We start from the raw sequence: 15926 nt of genomic DNA, 5'->3' as shown, positions 1-15926 counted from the left end.
AGAGTGGAATTCCACGCCATTAAATTGGACGGATTGGCTTTGGAAGAAGACGACGATGTGTACATGGACGAAGTGGCGGAAAGCGATATCGCGATCATTGGAATCGCCGTGAAGTTTCCTTTGGCGGAGACGTTGGAAGATTTCCACGACATTTTGCGGACGGGCGTCGATTGTGTGCGGGAGCTTCCGCCTTCCAGAAAAACGGCGGCAGACCGGTTTTATCGTTATACCGGAACCGATCCGGCCCGGGTTCGCTACGGCGAGGCGGCTTATTTGGAGGAGATCGACAAATTCGATTACCCGTTTTTTAAATTGTCGCCGAAGGAAGCGGGCTTGCTCGATCCGAATCAAAGATTGTTTCTGGAAACCGCCTGGAACTCCATCGAAGATGCCGGTTATGGCGGAAACAAGCTGCAGGGAAGCCGGACAGGCGTTTACCTCGGATACGGGTCCGATTCGGAGTACAAAAAAATGATCGAGCAAGCCGAGCCCGAATCCGCCTCCATGTCGATGGCCGGAAACATCCGCCCGATCATCGCGAGCCGGCTGTCCTACATTTTGGATCTCAAGGGGCCGAGCCTGATCGTGGATACGACCTGCTCCTCCTCGCTCGTCGCGGTTCACTTGGCCTGCCAGGCCATCCGCAACGGGGAGTGCGATGTGGCTGTTGCAGGCGGCATCCAGATTCACCTTCTGCCGGTCAGACCGTTTGAAGTCGGCATCGAATCTTCGACCTCCAGAACGCGGGCGTTCGACGATGCTTCCGACGGCACCGGTACAGGCGAGGGCGTCGTGGCGATCGTGCTGAAGCCTTTGTACAAAGCTCAGGAAGACCGCGATTCGATCTATGCGGTCATCAAATCCAGCGCTGTCAACCAGGACGGCAGCTCGGCCGGAATAACGGCGCCCAATTCGGATGCGCAGGCGGAAGTTATCGCAGAAGCGTGGAAAAGAGCCGGCATCGATCCCGAATCGATAGCTTATATCGAAACGCACGGAACGGGGACGAAGCTCGGCGATCCGATCGAAGTCGAGGGCATACAAAAAGCGTTTCGCATGTTTACGGACAAAAAGCAGTTTTGCGCCATCGGTTCCGTCAAAAGCAATGTCGGCCATCTCGACAATTCGGCGGGAATAGCCGGACTCGTCAAAGCCGTACTATCTTTGAAGCATCGGGAGCTGTTCCCGACGCTGCATGTGAGCCGGCCGAACCGGAAAATCGATTTCGCGGAATCGCCGGTTTACTTGAACGGCAGGCTGGCCAAGTGGGACTCGCAAGCAAGCGTTAGGCGCTGCGGCGTAAGCTCGTTCGGCATTAGCGGGACGAACTGCCATATCGTGCTGGAAGAGGCTCCCGATGCGTTCGGTGGAAGCGATGAGCCCGGGAACAGGCCGCGCCTGTTCGTGCTTTCGGCGAAATCGGAAACGGCTTTGCGGAATTTGGCGCGGAACTATGCCGAATTTTTGGCGGCTCACCCGTCTGCGGATATGGGCGATTTGTGCTGCACGCTCAGCACGGGCAGGGGGCATTATCCTTTCCGCCTCGCTCTTGTCTCCGGCAATGCCGCGGAACTGGCGAGGGCGCTGTCCTCCTTTGAGCGCGACGGGACGACGAGCGGGCGGAGCGCCTATTCGCAACAAGCAAGCCGGGCGGCTGCGGACATTTTGGACCGATATGCGGCGAAGGGCGAGCAGGAGGACGCCCTTTTGCATGAGCTTCGCCTCTTATACGAGAATGGGGCGGATATCGAATGGCACCGGCTCTACAGGCAGGAAAAACGGCGGCGGCTCCATCTTCCGGCGTATCCTTTCGACAAAAAGAGCTGCTGGCTGGATATTCCCGATCTCTCTCCGGAGACGGATGCCCTTGCAGCGGAGCCAGGCGCCGGAGCGGAAAGTCTTATCCATCAAGCGGTTTGGGAAAAAAGCGAAATCGCCCCCGATTTGCAGGGCCGGAAAGCGGCCCGCCATCGTTATTTGCTGTTTAAAGACGGCGATGGGGGCATGGGGGAGCGGCTTGCCGCAAAGCTGAAAGCGGACGGCAGCCGGGTTATCGAGGTGGGGTTCGGCGGCAAGTTTGAAGCCGTGGGTGAGGACGCCTACTCGATTGCGGGCTCGGCGGATGACTACAGGCGGCTGCTGCGGGAAATCGGCGAAGAGAACGTGACCCGAATCGTTCACCTGTCTTCTGTAAGCGATCAAGCGGAGTGTCATACTCCGGACGATCTTGAGGGCAGCTTGAAGCGTGGCGCATACAGTATCGTTCACCTTCTGCAAGCGATGAGCGAGAGCGGCAATACTAACGCGATGGAACTATTTATCGTTTCCGATCACGTTCATGAGGTGAAGGGCAGCCAAGCCCGCGTCAATCCCGAGCATTCGATTTTATTTGGACTGGGCAAAGCGCTCGGCTGGGAGCACAAACATATTCGCGTGCGGTGCATCGATATCGAAGCCGCGTCAGACCTTGACTGCGTGCTGGCGGAGCTGGGTGCGGAAACGAGCGAATACAAGGTCGCTTACCGCAGCGGCGAGCGGTACGTCGAACGAATCGGTCCGATCGACGTGCAGAGCGGGAACGAAAGCCCGATCGAGCTGAAATCCGATGGCGTCTATATCGTAACGGGCGGCTTGGGAGGCATCGGACTGCATGTCGCCAAATGGCTTGCTTCCAGGCATCGCATCCATCTGGCGTTGATCAACCGTTCCGTTTTCCCGGAGCCGCCCACGTGGGATCGCTTGCTAAGCGGCGGTGCGGATCCCAAAATGTGCAGCCGGATTGCCGCTATCCGGGAAATGGAGCAAAACGGCTCCTCCGTGCAGTGTATCAGCGCGGATATCGCCGACGAAAAGCAAGTAAAAGAAACGATCGGCATGTTGAAGATGCGCTACGGCAAAATAAACGGTATCGTGCATGCGGCCGGGATTGGCGATGGCGACTATATAAGCCGTTTGTCGGAAGAGCGATTCGGCGCCATATTGGCCGCCAAGGTGCAGGGAACCTGGCTTTTGGATCGCTGGACGCGCCGGGAGCCGCTTGACTTTTTTGCGCTGTTCTCCTCCGCAATTACGCTCATCGGGGGCGTCGGATCAGGCCCGTACACGGCGGCAAACAGCTATCTCGACGCGTTTGCAGCATACCGGAGCCGCCAAGGCCGGCGGACGTTCGTCATCAATTGGCCCGCCTGGGACAATACCGGTCTTTCCGAAGGCACGTCCGTCGACGAGCAGAAAGAGCTGTTTCACGTTTTGCCTGTCGCGCAGGGCGTTCACGCTTTCGATTTTGCCTTGAACCGCGATTTCCGGCAGCTGTTTGTCGGCAAATGGAACCTTGACTGCCGTCTGTTTGAGCTGGGCGACAGGCTGCCTTTCCGGCTGACCGGGACGCTGCAGCGTCAAATCGGCCTCCGGAAAGCGGAGCAAGCGCCGCTTGCACAAGCGCCGGCTCAGGCGCCTGCGGCTGCGAAGCGCATGCAGCTGAAAGGCAAAGCGGATAGCGAGTACACGGAGATCGAGCAAAAAGTGGCGCAGGCGTGGGTCCAGGTGCTCGGATATGAGGAACTGGACGTTCACGACAACTTTTTTGAAATCGGCGGCGATTCGATTTTGCTGACCAAAGTGCATGCGATCATCGAAGCGCAGTTTCCCGGAAAAACGGCGATTGCCGATTTTTTCACCCATACGACGATCGCTCAAATATCGGCGTTTCTGCAAGGGCCGGAGGAAACGGAAGCAGAAGCGGCGGTTTCATCCGCCGGAGCAAGCGGCGCCGGGCGGGATGTGAACGATATCGCCGTCATCGGGCTTTCGCTCAACATGCCGGATGCCGATCATCTCGCGCAATTTTGGGCAAATATCAGCAATAAGCGGGAGTCGATCAGGAAATATCCGCCGAGCAGACAGAAGGACTGCCAAGGTTTCATTTTGAACTACACCAGCTTGCGCAAACAGGATATCGAGTACAGCTACGGAGGCTTTTTGGACGAAGTCGACGGGTTCGATTACGGCTTTTTCAATTTGTCGCCCAAAGAAGCCATGCTGATGGACCCTAACCAACGGCTGTTTCTGGAAGCTTGCTGGCAATCGATCGAAGATGCGGGTTATGGCGGCGGCAAGCTTGCGGGCAGCCGGACAGGCGTTTATTTGGGCTTTGCGGATTGGCCGGTGTACGGGCAGTACATTACCAAAAAGCATCCATCTCTCGTTCAAATGGCCGGTGCCGGCAATACCCCTTCCCTGATCGCCAGCCGGATTTCTTACCTGCTCGATCTGAAAGGCCCTGCCTTCCTGGTCGATACGGCCTGCTCCTCGTCGCTTGTCGCCGTGCATTTGGCGTGCATGGCTTTGAAAAACGACGAATGCGATATGGCTATTGCCGGCGGCGTCAAAGTATGCCTCATGCCTGTCGACGGCGTTTCCGACATCGGCATCGAATCGTCCAGCAGGCAAACGTGCGCTTTCGACGATCAATCGGACGGCACGGTGTGGGGGGAAGGGACGGTTGCTCTGCTGCTGAAGCCACTAAACCGGGCCGTCGCGGACCGGGACCGCATTTACGCGGTCATTAAAGGCAGCGCGATCAATCAGGACGGCGCATCCATCGGAATTACCGCTCCGAACGCTCCGGCTCAAGAGCAAGTGCTGGTCAAAGCCTGGGAGCAGGCGGGTATCGATCCTGAAACGATAGCCTACATCGAGGCGCACGGGACGGGCACAAAGCTCGGCGACCCGATTGAAATCGAGGGCATCCAGAGGGCGTTCAGGCGGTTTACGGACAAAAAGCAATTTTGCGCGGTCAGCTCGGTCAAAAGCAATGTCGGCCATTTGGACAGCGCCTCCGGCGTGGCTGGTCTTGTTAAAGCGATTGCGGCGCTCGTCTACAAGGAACTGCCGCCTGCGCTGCATGTTTCGAGGCCGAACCGCAAAATTCCTTTTGAGCTCTCGCCCGTCTATGTCAATGACAGAGCGGCGGCATGGGAAGCGGAAGTGGGAATCCCGAGAAGATGCGGGGTCAGCTCGTTCGGTTTCAGCGGCACGAATTGCCACGTCATCCTGGAAGAAGCTCCGGCGGCAGGCTCCCGTACCGGGGGCGGACGGCAAGCCGCACCGGGCGGCCGCCATCTGCTGGCGCTGTCGGGCAAAAGCCGGCCGGCCCTGGAAGCGCTGCTCCGCAGCTACCGGGAATTCGCCGGGTCAGAGTCGGCCGAAGCCGATTTAAGCGATATTTGCTATACGGCAAATACGGGAAGGGGGCATTACGCCCACAGGCTGGCGATTGTCGCCGAGGATCAAGCCGGCTTGCTCGCGAAGCTTCAGCAGCTGTGCGCTGAGGGGCTGGACGGGCCTCTGCCCGAAGGGACGTTTTACGGCGAACACCGCATCATCACCGTTCACAAGGAAAAGCTGCAGCGCGGAGAACTCGCAGCGGGCGAGCGGAGGCGGCTGAGCGCGGAAGCGTCCGCCCTGCTGGATGCGATGCGGCGGAGCGGGCGGCATCAGGCGGATATGAACGAGCTGGGCCGCTTGTACGTATCAGGCGCGGATATTCATTGGGAAAGCTTGTACGGCGATGAAGCGCGGACCAAAGTTCAAGTTCCGCTGTACCCGTTCCAGCGGACGAGGTGCTGGATCGAACCGGAACCGGATGAGCCCGGTATCGAGCAAGAGAACCGGGAACCGCGTTCGGAGGAATCCGCCGTTCCCGTCCGTCTGCAAGGAAGGGAGGATCGCCGCTACACGTCGTTGGAAATAGCGCTGGGCCAAGCATGGGGGAACTTGCTGGGCATTCAGGACATCGACATTTACGACGATTTCTTTGAATTGGGCGGCAACTCCTTGTCGGCGATCCGGCTGGAAGCCGAATGGAGCGATAGCCGGATTTCCGTTTCCGCGGACGATTTGTACCGATTCAGGTGCATCAAGGAATTGGCTGAACATTTGGCCGGCGGCAGCCGGGAGCCGGCGGCGGAAACGAATCCGGCCAAGCCGAACGATAGAGCAGAGCGTCAGTCGAACGACAAAGCCGATCGTCCGCCGAGCGAGCAAGCGGATGACAGCGATGCCGTCATTCTCCCGCGGTTCGAGCCGTTCAACGAAATTTTTTACCAAAATTGCTTTTTCAACTCGATGTTTCCGATTGCGGGCCATTTCGGGCAAAGCATTTTGCCGTTTTTGGTCAACGATCTGATCGTTTACGAATATGCGGGAGAGCAGTTCAGCGCCGGTTACGCGCCGTCGCTTCCGCTGGAGCAGCTGTTCGGACAAGCAGGCCTGCGCGTGGAGACGCGTTATGACAATGCAAACATTGTCGAGGAGATCACGGCAAGCTTGTCCGAGGGAAATCCGGCCGTCGTCTGGGTCGATTCCTTCTATGAATCGATTCGCCGCGACGCCTATCTCAAACAGCATATCGACCATACGCTGCTGGTGTACGGCTATAACCGCAAAGAGCGGATGTTTCACATCATCGAGCACGACAGACGGGAAAACTTGTCCTACAAAAAACGCGTCATTCCCTTTGAGGATGTAAGACGGGCCTGCGCGGGTTTTACCGAGCATTTTGTGAACGAGGGCCTGCATCTGGCCACCCATTTTGTATTCCGCCATGCCCCGGTGCCATCGGACAAAGCATCCGCTGTTCAAACGTTTGCCAAAAATATGGCGGCGGGCAAGGATAAAATCGCCGCCAGCATGAACGTTCTTAACCGGTTCATCGGCACTTACCGCAGCCTGACTGCGTCCGGGGAGGTGTTAAAGGAACATTCCGCTCATTTGGTCGCGTTCATGAATGAGGCGATTACGGTGAAACAGGTGGAAAAGTACCGGTTGACCCAGCTTTTCGGACAAGAAGAAGTGCTGCTCGAAGCGCTGGACGACGTGATCGGCAAATGGGAATACGTCAGAAAAGGAATGGCCAGATTCATGTATCAGCCGGATTTCAATCCGCAGGTTTTTGCGGCGGGCAATGAAAAGCTGGTTCTGCTCGCCGCGGCCGAAAACAAATTCAACGCCCTTCTTTCGTCGCAATTGGAAGCTTGCCTGGAGAAAAGTTCATCACCTAACTAAAGGAGGAATTAAGGTGAAAGACGATATCAAAGATAGAGTCATGCTCATGCTGAAAGATATTTTGGAGGATAGCGAAGGCCGGTTGGAACAAATGGGGCCAGAGGACGATTTGTCCGAATTCGGCGTCAATTCGATGACCTTCATCCGGCTCGTGTTGGCGCTGGAGATGGAGTTCGGGGTTTCGTGGGACGATGATGATTTGCAGTTCCAAAACTTTTTGACCGTGAACAATATAATCAAGTACGTATCGAGCTCTATGCCTTCCAGCGCCTGACCGAACCGATCTCAGCCGGATGTTTACTAATCGATAGAAAGAAGGGACATTTGATGTGGACGAATGCCGGGGCTTTGAGCGGTGACAAGCTCGTCAAGCATGTGGAAAACTTGGTTCCTCATTTGAAGCAATTGACTATTTTTCCTTCGGAAATATGCAATTACCGGTGTTCCTTTTGCCATATATGGGGAGAGACCGGGTGGGCGCTCAAAGAACCGCAAAGAATCATCAAAGAACAGCTCGATATCGATGTGCTCAAACGGTTTATCGATGAAACGGCGGCCGTGAACAGCAAAATCGGCGTCATTTTGACGGGCGGCGAAATTATGCTTTACAAGCATTTCGAAGAGCTGGTGCGCCATCTGCGCAGCAAAAAGATGAACGTGTACGTGAACACCAACGGTTCCCTGATCAAGAAAAGCATTCCCTTCCTGATCGAGAACGTCGTCGTCGTCAATATTTCGATCGACGGCCCTGAGCCGTATCACGACGCTATCCGGGGCAAAAACAGCTTTCAAACGATTTGCGACAATATCGAGGCGCTGCTGCTGGAAAAGAAACGCCGGAGAAAAATGTTTCCGTTCATCAGCATCAACATGGTGCTGTCCCCGTCCAATTACAAAAGCGCCAAACATTTTATACCTTCCCTCCGGGAACGGTTCAAGGACGCTGCGATCATTCTGCACGACACCAAAAGCCCGTGGTCCAAAAGCCGGGACATCTCGGTCAACTTCGCCCCCCTGCTCTACACGACGCATGAAAGAGGACAGGCATACGCCGCTCAAATGAAAGAGCATCTGGACTGCGACGTATCCCCCGCCTGGCAAGGATTCGTCGATGAGTCGATCGATATCGATACCGAATATTTGAAAAGCGATCTTCAAGAAATATGGCGCGCCGAAGGCGTCGACTATTCGGACTACGTCGATATTCACGATTATTACACGGATATCGACAACGTCTTCGGCCGGTCCAAGTGCGTAGCTCCCTGGCATGAACTGATCATCCGCAGAACGGGCGACGTCTATCCTTGCGTCGATCTTCCCGACTATAAATTCGGCAATATTTATGAGCATTCGTTCCAGCATATATGGGAGGGCGAGAGGGCGGACACGTTCCGCAATTATTTGAAAACCGACAATTTGATGATGTGCAACCGGTGCACGCGGCTGTTCGCCGACCCGGAAACGTTTTAACGAGGCGCATTCCGAACCGTCATTCGAAAATGTCATTATCATGGAGGGATGATTGCATGCTGACTGTCGAAAGCTACATTCAAAACATGTTCGCCGAACGAATCGGCGGAGAGCGGTTTGGCAAAGACACCACCGTTTACAAATTCGAGAAAATCAAAAGGGCCCGCGCGCGTGCCCGGGAAGAAAAGCCGGGCATCGCGATTATCGATATGGGGCTCGGCGAACCGGACTGGATGGCCGACGAGCAGGTTGTGGCGGTACTAGCGGCTGAAGCCGCGAAGAAAGAAAACCGCTTTTACTCGGACAACGGTTCGGAGGAGCTGAAAGAGGCGGCGGCCCGATATATGGAGCGCATTTACGGGATAACGGGGTTGAACCCGCAGACCGAGATCAATCACTGCATCGGATCGAAGAGCGCCCTGGCGCAGCTGCCAGCCGCTTTTATCAACCCCGGCGATGTTACGCTGATGACGGCACCGGGATATCCGATCATCGGTACGCATACGAATTGGTTCGGCGGCGAGACGGTCAAGCTCCCTCTGGTCAAGGAACGCGGGTATTTCCCGGATTTGAACGCGCTTCCCGAAGAAACGGTCCGCCGGGCGAAGCTGCTGTATTTGAATTACCCGAACAATCCGACCGGCGCGACGGCAACGAGAGCGTTTTACGAAGAAGTGGTGGCGTTTTGCCGCAAACACGAAATTATCGTCATTTCCGATGAAGCTTACGCCGCCCTTACATTTGACGGCAATCCGCCGCTGTCCTTTTTGAATGTTCCGGGTGCGAAGGAAATCGGCGTTGCGGTGCATTCTTTGTCCAAGGCGTACAATATGACGGGCTGGCGGATCGGCTTCGTTGCGGGCAGCGAGCTGATTGTAAAAGCTTTTGCCCATGTCAAGGAAAACCATGACTCGGGCCAATTTTTGGCTATTCAGAAGGCGGCCGTTTACTGTTTGAACCACCCTGAAATTACGGCTCTCACCGTTGAAAAGTATTCCCGCAGGCATGACAAGCTCGTTGAAGTGCTGCGGTCGGCAGGTTTTGACGTGCAAAAGCCGAAAGCCTCCTTCTTCCTGTACGTGCCGATTCCGCGGGGGATCGAGAACGGAAGGCAGTTCGCCTCGGCGGAGGAGTTTTCCGAATACTTGATCATGGAAAAGCTCATCTCGACGGTGCCGTGGGACGACGCGGGAGCCCATGTGCGGTTTTCCGTTACGTTCGAGGCCGAGGATGAGCAGGCTGAAGACGCGTTGATGCAGGAACTGAGCGAGAGATTGCACGATATCCGCTTTGTGTGGTAGGAAATTACTCACTATAGGTTTGCCGTATGCGCGGTTCCCGGTATGGATTGTACCGGGTTTTTCTTTGTTATAGCCATGCCGGCCGGAAAAAAGTCGTTATAACGTTAATTGAAGTCGGTTTTCGGGTAGAGGGGAACGAACGGCTTGTTCTACAATTGTAATTGTACGCTAGCAACGAAATGATTATAGGGTAGCGGAGGTAGTTGACATGAGTTTATCGATGGGTTTGCAGCTGTTTTCAGTAAAAAATGCGCTAAAACAAGACTTTGTCGGCACTTTGGAAAAGGTCGCGGCAATCGGTTACAAAAATTTGGAGATGGTCATTCGCAAGACGGATGAGGGATTAAGCTTGGGAGGCGACGTTACACCCGCTCAGGTAAGGGAACATCTTGACCGCCTCGGCATGCAAGCCGTCGGCTGCCATACCCAGGTGAATGAGGAGACCGAGTGGGAAGGCATTATCGAGGCCAACCACATCATCGGCAGCAAGGGGATCGGGTGCTCGATCGCGTTTTTTTCCAACCGGGACGACGTGCTGAGATTCAGCGAATCGTTTAACCGGTACGGAGAATTGTGCAAAAAGAACGACCTGGGCTTGTACTATCACAATCATTTTCATGAGTTTCAGGTGTTTGATGGACAGACGGTCATGGACATCATGCTGGAGCATATGGAGAAAGAATTGGTCAAATTCGAGTTCGATACGTATTGGGCGGCCAGAGGCGGCGCAGACCCGGTTCACTGGCTGAACAAGCTGGGGGACCGCTGCGAAATGCTGCATCAAAAAGATTTGCCGGCCGCGGCCAAGCCCGTGAACTGGTTCGACGTCTTCGGAGCGGACAGTCCTATTACGATCGATGAGCTGTATAAGACGCAGGATCCCGGTCATTTTTCGGAAGTGGGCGAAGGCGTTCTGGACATCCGCTCATTTATCCGAGCCGCGCGCAGCATCGGGGCCGCCAAATATATGTTCGTCGAGCAGGACGTGACTGCCAAAGACGAGCTGGAAGGCATTGCGATCAGCTATCGCAACTTGGAGCGATTGTTGAAAGAAGCCTGATAAGAGGGGGGCCGGGTGCACCTCTTTTTTCTTGTCTGCGGCAGCCGTAGGGGGGCACGGTCGGGGACGGTCAAGGCAATGAAGATTGCCTCGAACCGACTCGCAGCTCTGACGCTCTTCGATGCGCTGGGGCTGCGAACTATTTTGCAAATCTTAGGCTGCCCAGAAACCCCCGCGTTAGAGGAGATAGCCTCAATTTGCCTGGCTGCACGAAGAAAACCTGCAAAAATACATGAATTTGCGTCCTTAATCGCTCGCCGCGAACAATTCCTGCAATTGTGCAGGCTTTTCGCCGCGAACATGGGCTCAGGTTCATTTTCATCGAAAATTCCTGCACAATCGCAGGCTTTTCTCGGAAATGAACCATTTTTATGGAAAAAGCCTGCACTTTTGCAGGCTTTCTACCACGCGCGACGACTGGCTGGCGGATTTGCGGTTTCTTTGGCGGCGAAGTGCCGCGCATATGACGTTAAAAACGGTGAAACGGGTAGTTTGCGAGCAAGTTTGGCCTTAGCCTCGGCCTCATGCTCTACGATAACGGTAAAACCAATCAGGTGTATTACGAATCCCCCCGACTGAGCTGTTCCGGGACCAAGACAATTTAGTAGGTCTTTTTACATTTTTCCTTATACTTGCGTTGAGTTGACCTTGCTCATTTCAGCGAGCATACGTTTGCGAACGATGAGGGGATTGAGATCGGGAGATAAGATGTACTTCGCGTAGTCTGAGGCACTATTTTCGATTTGGTCATCTGCCGCTTTGACCGCGCCATAAAATTTGTAATGCGGCAGGAAAGTCATGCCGATTTGATTGGCAAACGCTTGAATGGGGCGGATCAGTTCGCTGATTGTATAGCCGATTAAGCCGCCCGACTGATAGGAGGATTCATCGCCTCCGATCGACATGGCCAGGACGAGTTCTTTCCCCGCAACGGTTTTGCCGCCAGCTCCGAACAGCCAGGATGTCGTAAACACGTCATCGAGCCATTGCTTGAGCAAAGCCGGTGTGCTATACCACTGGATTGGAAATTGCAGCACGATGCGGTCATGCTGTGCAACGAGGTCTTGTTCATGTTCCGCGTTGATTACAAAATCGGAGTATGCCTGATATAGTTCATGAACCGTTATTTGATCGGGGTATCCACGCAATTCCGCCAACCAGCGTTTATTTACGCGAGACTGTTCGATCCTCGGATGAGCTGCAATGACTAGAATTTTCATCGATAGCCTCCCTTCGTTTCGGCCTCGATGGTTTCTTTCATAACCTCTGCTCCGCGATTTACACGTGCTTGAATTTCGGCAGCAAGATGTTCCGGGAGGAAATCGGTTATCCATACGAGCTTGGTGCCGTTGTCGCCATGTGGGAAGACTTGGAAGGATGCATGATGATGCAATAGCGGCATACGTCCTTCTTTTACCGCGTACGCCATTCTCCGTTCCTTTTCATCAACGGAAACGATGAGCTCGCGAACCATGCCGCCTTTTGGCAGAATGAGCGTTCTTTCGTTACCGTTCATAAGGGTGTTCTCGGTATAGCCGGGGACCAGACGATGATGGACAGCACCTACGTCGCTGACCGCATCCCATACTTGCTCAGGCGAGGCATCAATCAAAATCTCTTTGTAAATCGTTGGCAAATGATCACGCTCCTTGAGTTCATTATATTTTTGGTTGAGAACTCAGTCAACCATAAATCGAAAAAAATTAATCCGGCTTGAAAAACGAAACTGCCGATGCGGCTATTTGTTGGACTTTTTCGCTCATTTCGTTGTTTATTTCCGTTTCCGTCAAATTTTGGGCGGCCAGATCTTGAAGAAACTGATCCATGTAACTCATTCCCTGAGAGACCGCTCCCCAAAATTGCATGGCCATAAGGTTTGCGTCTCCCTGACGGATGACTCCTTGATGAATTCCTTTGTCAATCGCTTGCGCCATCGGCTTGATAAAGCTCTTCATCCATTCAAAGGGCGACAATTCCCCGGGCTGATACAGATGATGCAGATCCAGACTGATTCGCATATAAAAACGTTGGGTCACGGGATCTTTAATGATACGTTCGCAGACGAGCAGGGCATAGCTTTTGAATTGCTCGAGCACTGGCGTATCCTGTTCAAAATGCTCAGTTGTGTAGTTAAGGGAGCGGTCCATCATGCTTTCGTAAAGTTCCCGAAACAGGCTTTTTTTATTTTTGAAGTAGTAATACACCAGTCCATGTGCAAGGCCCGCCTGATTTGCAATGTCACTCAATGTCGCGGCCGAAAAGCCCTTTGACACATAGACGTGAACGGCTGCCTGCAAAATCTCTTGCTTACGCTGCGCTCGAATAGACTCGTTCTGTTCCTTTGTACGGGGAGACATGTCTTCACACCTTGCTTACATTTTTTATTACCAGTATACGTGAAAGCGATCAAGATGGAAATCCGCACCCTGCCTTTCGCCCAAACGTCAATAAAGGGTTGTCCCATAAGTCATCAAAACGACGAAGGGACAGCCCTTTGTTTTTTAAACTTTGACCAATTCAATCCCGCATTTCTCAATCGTTTGCACCCATTCGTCCGTTACGTTGTTATCCGTAACAATCATATTCGCGCTTTCCAGCGGGGCGAACAAATGCAAGGAGCGTTGATTGAATTTGGAGGAATCGGCGAGGATGTAAGTCATTTCGCTTGCCTGCGTCATGCAATGTTTGATTTCCGCCTCCGCGTAGTCATGGGTCGTGAACCCCTTAATGGTAATGCCGCCGGTCGATATAAAAGCTTTGTTGACGTTAATGTTTGTAAAAAACTCTCTGGAGGTGCTGCCGATGAATGATTTGGAAGGTTTCCTCATCTCGCCGCCGCACATCATCAATGTAATATGTTCCATATTTCTCAGTTGATACGCGGCATTCAGGGAGTTCGTGACTACCGTAATGTCCCGAAGCTGGGATTCAGCCATAGCAACGGCAATTTGATACGTTGTCGTACTCGAATCCAAAATGATCGTGTCATAGGGTTGAATTAATGTCAAACAATAGTCGGCAATTCGCCGTTTCTCCGATTCATGCTGACTTTCTCTCAAGTCCAGGGGCGCTTCGTCGATATAGCGCACGCCTCCGTGAAATCTGCGAAATTCTCCGGTTTTCTCAAGCTTCAACAGATCTCTGCGAACGGTCATATCGGAAACATCGAAATGTTCCATGAGATCCTGCACGGAGACGCTCTTCTTTAACTTAATCAACTCGGAGGCTTGTTTTAATCGTCTTTCTGACATTGGAGTTCCTCCAGCTTGCAAAATGTTTATATAAACATACTAAGTTAAAAAGCCTCTTTTTGTCAAATAATTCGCTGGGTATATAAACAAAATCAAAACAATATGGATGAGAAATAAATCATTGCAGTAAATCAGGGCACAAAAACGCGTATTTGGTTAGATTTTTCCAACGTGAATATAAACAATTTGAGTGATTTTGATCTATTTTTAAGTAAAAATGTTGGAATTATAGCAATGAAACTTGCTGTAAGCGCATATAAAAGTTTTAATTGTTTGTTTTATGTTGACTATCAAACAAAATGTTGTTAATATGATCATGGAAATACAACCCAATTAAAGGAGACGGATGATCTATGTTAATGACGATGAGCGAGTTGTTGTCGGTTGCCTACAAAAATAAATTTGCTGTGGGTGCTTTTAACGTCGGCAACGGGGAATTTTTACGGGCAATTCTGGAAACGGCGGAAGCGCACGAATCTCCGGTTATTTTGGCAATCCATCCTTCCGAGCTTGAATTTTTGACGGACAGCTTTGTGGCGTTTTGCCGGGAAGCGGCGAACAAGGTTAAAGTGCCGGTCGTTATTCATCTGGACCACGGCGCCGCGAACGGGCAGATCATCCGGGCGATTCGCTGCGGCTTTACGTCAGTCATGATAGATGCGTCTACATACAGCTTTGAAGAAAATGTAAGAAGAACCCGCGAGGCTGTGGCCATCGCCAAGTCGGTGGGGGTTTCCGTCGAAGCCGAGCTCGGTACGGTAGGCCAAGCGGAAGGAAGCATGGAAGGGGGAGAGGAGGAGATCATGTATACAGACCCTCAAGAAGCGGCGGAATTCGTATCTCTGACCGGAATCGATACGCTGGCTGTAGCTATCGGCACCGCTCACGGCATGTATCCGAAATCCAGAAAGCCAAAGCTGCAGCTGGAACGTTTAAAGCAAATTGCATCTGTAGTGCCCATTCCTTTAGTGCTGCACGGCGGTTCCGATAACGCTCCCGAAGAAGTAGCCGAATCGATCCGGCTCGGTATTAGCAAAGTGAACATTTCGACGGAAATGAAAAAAGCATTTTTCACGCAAATGCGCGCGGAATTCGCAGCCCGCGAAAAAGAATGCGAGCCGACGGTTTTATTTCCGGCCCCTATCGAAGCCGCCAAAGCTTTGATATTGAAAAAAATGGAGCTATTCGGTTCAACCGGGAAAAGCGCCCTATACTAATTTCGGGGAGTTGGGTATATGCTGACTCATTTGGAAAGGGAAGAAGCCAGGAAAAAAACGATGGACTATTTCAAAAGCGCGGGAATTGTCCTTACTCCCGGCGAACAATCGCAAATTGAGATTACGGATTTTGGTCTGGGAAATTTGCAGCGAACCGGATTGCAATTATTTACTTATGTCAACATGCCTCGTTATTGTGCAAAAGAGCTTGTACTGTTCCCGGGGCAAACTTGTGCGGAACATGCCCATCCTCCGATCGATGCCGGGAATCCGGGCAAACAGGAAACTTTTCGCTGCCGTTCGGGTCTTGTGTATCTTTATGTGGAAGGGGAGGCGGCGCCTCATATCAAGAGCTGCGTGCCACGTGGCGATGAAGCGTTTTATACGGCTATGCACGAAATTATGTTGCGCCCGGGGGAGCAGTATACGATTCGGCCTAATGTCAAGCATTGGTTTCAAGCCGGAGCCGACGGAGCCATTATAAGCGAGTTTTCCTCCATAAGCTTGGATGAGTATGACGTGTTTACCGATCCGCGGGTCGTAAGAACGGTTTAAACATACA

The 15926-nt window shown here is 53.0% G+C and carries 12 protein-coding genes; 8 read left to right on the top strand and 4 right to left on the bottom strand.

From position 1 onward, the window contains the following. The first annotated feature begins 3 nt into the window (after positions 1–3). The 6 genes from AC6RNO_RS12690 to AC6RNO_RS12665 all read left to right on the top strand — a co-directional run bounded on the left by AC6RNO_RS12690 (position 4) and on the right by AC6RNO_RS12665 (position 11475). Entirely contained in the window at positions 4–7065 is a 7062-nt protein-coding gene (locus tag AC6RNO_RS12690; protein WP_497105645.1) for an SDR family NAD(P)-dependent oxidoreductase, read from the top strand. Between the two features lie 13 nt (positions 7066–7078). Then, on the top strand, positions 7079–7339 hold the full coding sequence (locus tag AC6RNO_RS12685) for a phosphopantetheine-binding protein (protein ID WP_497105644.1): 261 nt from the start codon (positions 7079–7081) through the stop codon (positions 7337–7339). Positions 7340–7392: 53 nt separating this feature from the next. Next, the gene (locus AC6RNO_RS12680; RefSeq protein WP_488436390.1) at positions 7393–8535 is read left to right on the top strand and encodes a radical SAM protein; all 1143 of its coding nucleotides are present in this window, start codon (positions 7393–7395) and stop codon (positions 8533–8535) included. Between the two features lie 56 nt (positions 8536–8591). Further along, positions 8592–9836 carry an LL-diaminopimelate aminotransferase gene (locus AC6RNO_RS12675; RefSeq protein ID WP_488436391.1) on the top strand — a complete coding sequence of 415 codons (1245 nt, stop codon included), beginning with the start codon at positions 8592–8594 and terminating at the stop codon, positions 9834–9836. A 208-nt stretch (positions 9837–10044) separates the two neighbouring features. Beyond that, a complete protein-coding gene (locus AC6RNO_RS12670) occupies positions 10045–10896 on the top strand; it encodes a TIM barrel protein (RefSeq protein WP_497105643.1) in 852 nt (283 codons plus the stop codon). A 78-nt stretch (positions 10897–10974) separates the two neighbouring features. Then, entirely contained in the window at positions 10975–11475 is a 501-nt protein-coding gene (locus AC6RNO_RS12665; protein ID WP_497105642.1) for a hypothetical protein, read from the top strand. A gap of 47 nt (positions 11476–11522) precedes the next feature. Here the strand turns inward: AC6RNO_RS12665 and AC6RNO_RS12660 are convergent, their stop codons facing one another. The 4 genes from AC6RNO_RS12660 to AC6RNO_RS12645 all read right to left on the bottom strand — a co-directional run bounded on the left by AC6RNO_RS12660 (position 11523) and on the right by AC6RNO_RS12645 (position 14147). Then, positions 11523–12116 (bottom strand): NAD(P)H-dependent oxidoreductase, encoded by a 594-nt coding sequence (locus tag AC6RNO_RS12660; RefSeq protein ID WP_474681163.1) that lies wholly within the window; start codon positions 12114–12116, stop codon positions 11523–11525. Beyond that, complete coding sequence (locus AC6RNO_RS12655; RefSeq protein WP_488436395.1) at positions 12113–12532, bottom strand: SRPBCC family protein; 420 nt, start codon at positions 12530–12532, stop codon at positions 12113–12115. Before AC6RNO_RS12655 ends, AC6RNO_RS12660 begins: the two co-directional genes overlap by 4 nt. Positions 12533–12599: 67 nt before the next feature. Further along, complete coding sequence (locus AC6RNO_RS12650) at positions 12600–13253, bottom strand: TetR/AcrR family transcriptional regulator (RefSeq protein WP_488436396.1); 654 nt, start codon at positions 13251–13253, stop codon at positions 12600–12602. Between the two features lie 144 nt (positions 13254–13397). Beyond that, complete coding sequence (locus AC6RNO_RS12645; protein WP_474681160.1) at positions 13398–14147, bottom strand: DeoR/GlpR family DNA-binding transcription regulator; 750 nt, start codon at positions 14145–14147, stop codon at positions 13398–13400. A gap of 353 nt (positions 14148–14500) precedes the next feature. Between AC6RNO_RS12645 and AC6RNO_RS12640 the strand changes: the two genes are divergently transcribed. Together AC6RNO_RS12640 and AC6RNO_RS12635 are read left to right on the top strand one after the other, a co-directional pair. Then, complete coding sequence (locus AC6RNO_RS12640; RefSeq protein WP_488436397.1) at positions 14501–15364, top strand: ketose-bisphosphate aldolase; 864 nt, start codon at positions 14501–14503, stop codon at positions 15362–15364. A gap of 18 nt (positions 15365–15382) precedes the next feature. Then, positions 15383–15919 (top strand): D-lyxose/D-mannose family sugar isomerase, encoded by a 537-nt coding sequence (locus AC6RNO_RS12635; RefSeq protein WP_474681158.1) that lies wholly within the window; start codon positions 15383–15385, stop codon positions 15917–15919. The last annotated feature ends 7 nt before the right edge of the window (positions 15920–15926 follow it).

This window comes from Paenibacillus sp. sgz302190 (assembly GCF_059820445.1).
This window is presented reverse-complemented; position numbering and strand designations above follow the sequence as displayed.

Coding starts and splice junctions, on each gene's coding strand:
- AC6RNO_RS12675 (WP_488436391.1), top strand. CDS start 8,592: ATGCTGACTGTCGAAAGCTACATTCAAAACATGTTCGCCGAACGAATC.
- AC6RNO_RS12680 (WP_488436390.1), top strand. CDS start 7,393: ATGTGGACGAATGCCGGGGCTTTGAGCGGTGACAAGCTCGTCAAGCAT.
- AC6RNO_RS12670 (WP_497105643.1), top strand. CDS start 10,045: ATGAGTTTATCGATGGGTTTGCAGCTGTTTTCAGTAAAAAATGCGCTA.
- AC6RNO_RS12645 (WP_474681160.1), bottom strand. CDS start 14,147: ATGTCAGAAAGACGATTAAAACAAGCCTCCGAGTTGATTAAGTTAAAG.
- AC6RNO_RS12640 (WP_488436397.1), top strand. CDS start 14,501: ATGTTAATGACGATGAGCGAGTTGTTGTCGGTTGCCTACAAAAATAAA.
- AC6RNO_RS12665 (WP_497105642.1), top strand. CDS start 10,975: ATGAAGATTGCCTCGAACCGACTCGCAGCTCTGACGCTCTTCGATGCG.
- AC6RNO_RS12635 (WP_474681158.1), top strand. CDS start 15,383: ATGCTGACTCATTTGGAAAGGGAAGAAGCCAGGAAAAAAACGATGGAC.
- AC6RNO_RS12650 (WP_488436396.1), bottom strand. CDS start 13,253: ATGTCTCCCCGTACAAAGGAACAGAACGAGTCTATTCGAGCGCAGCGT.
- AC6RNO_RS12660 (WP_474681163.1), bottom strand. CDS start 12,116: ATGAAAATTCTAGTCATTGCAGCTCATCCGAGGATCGAACAGTCTCGC.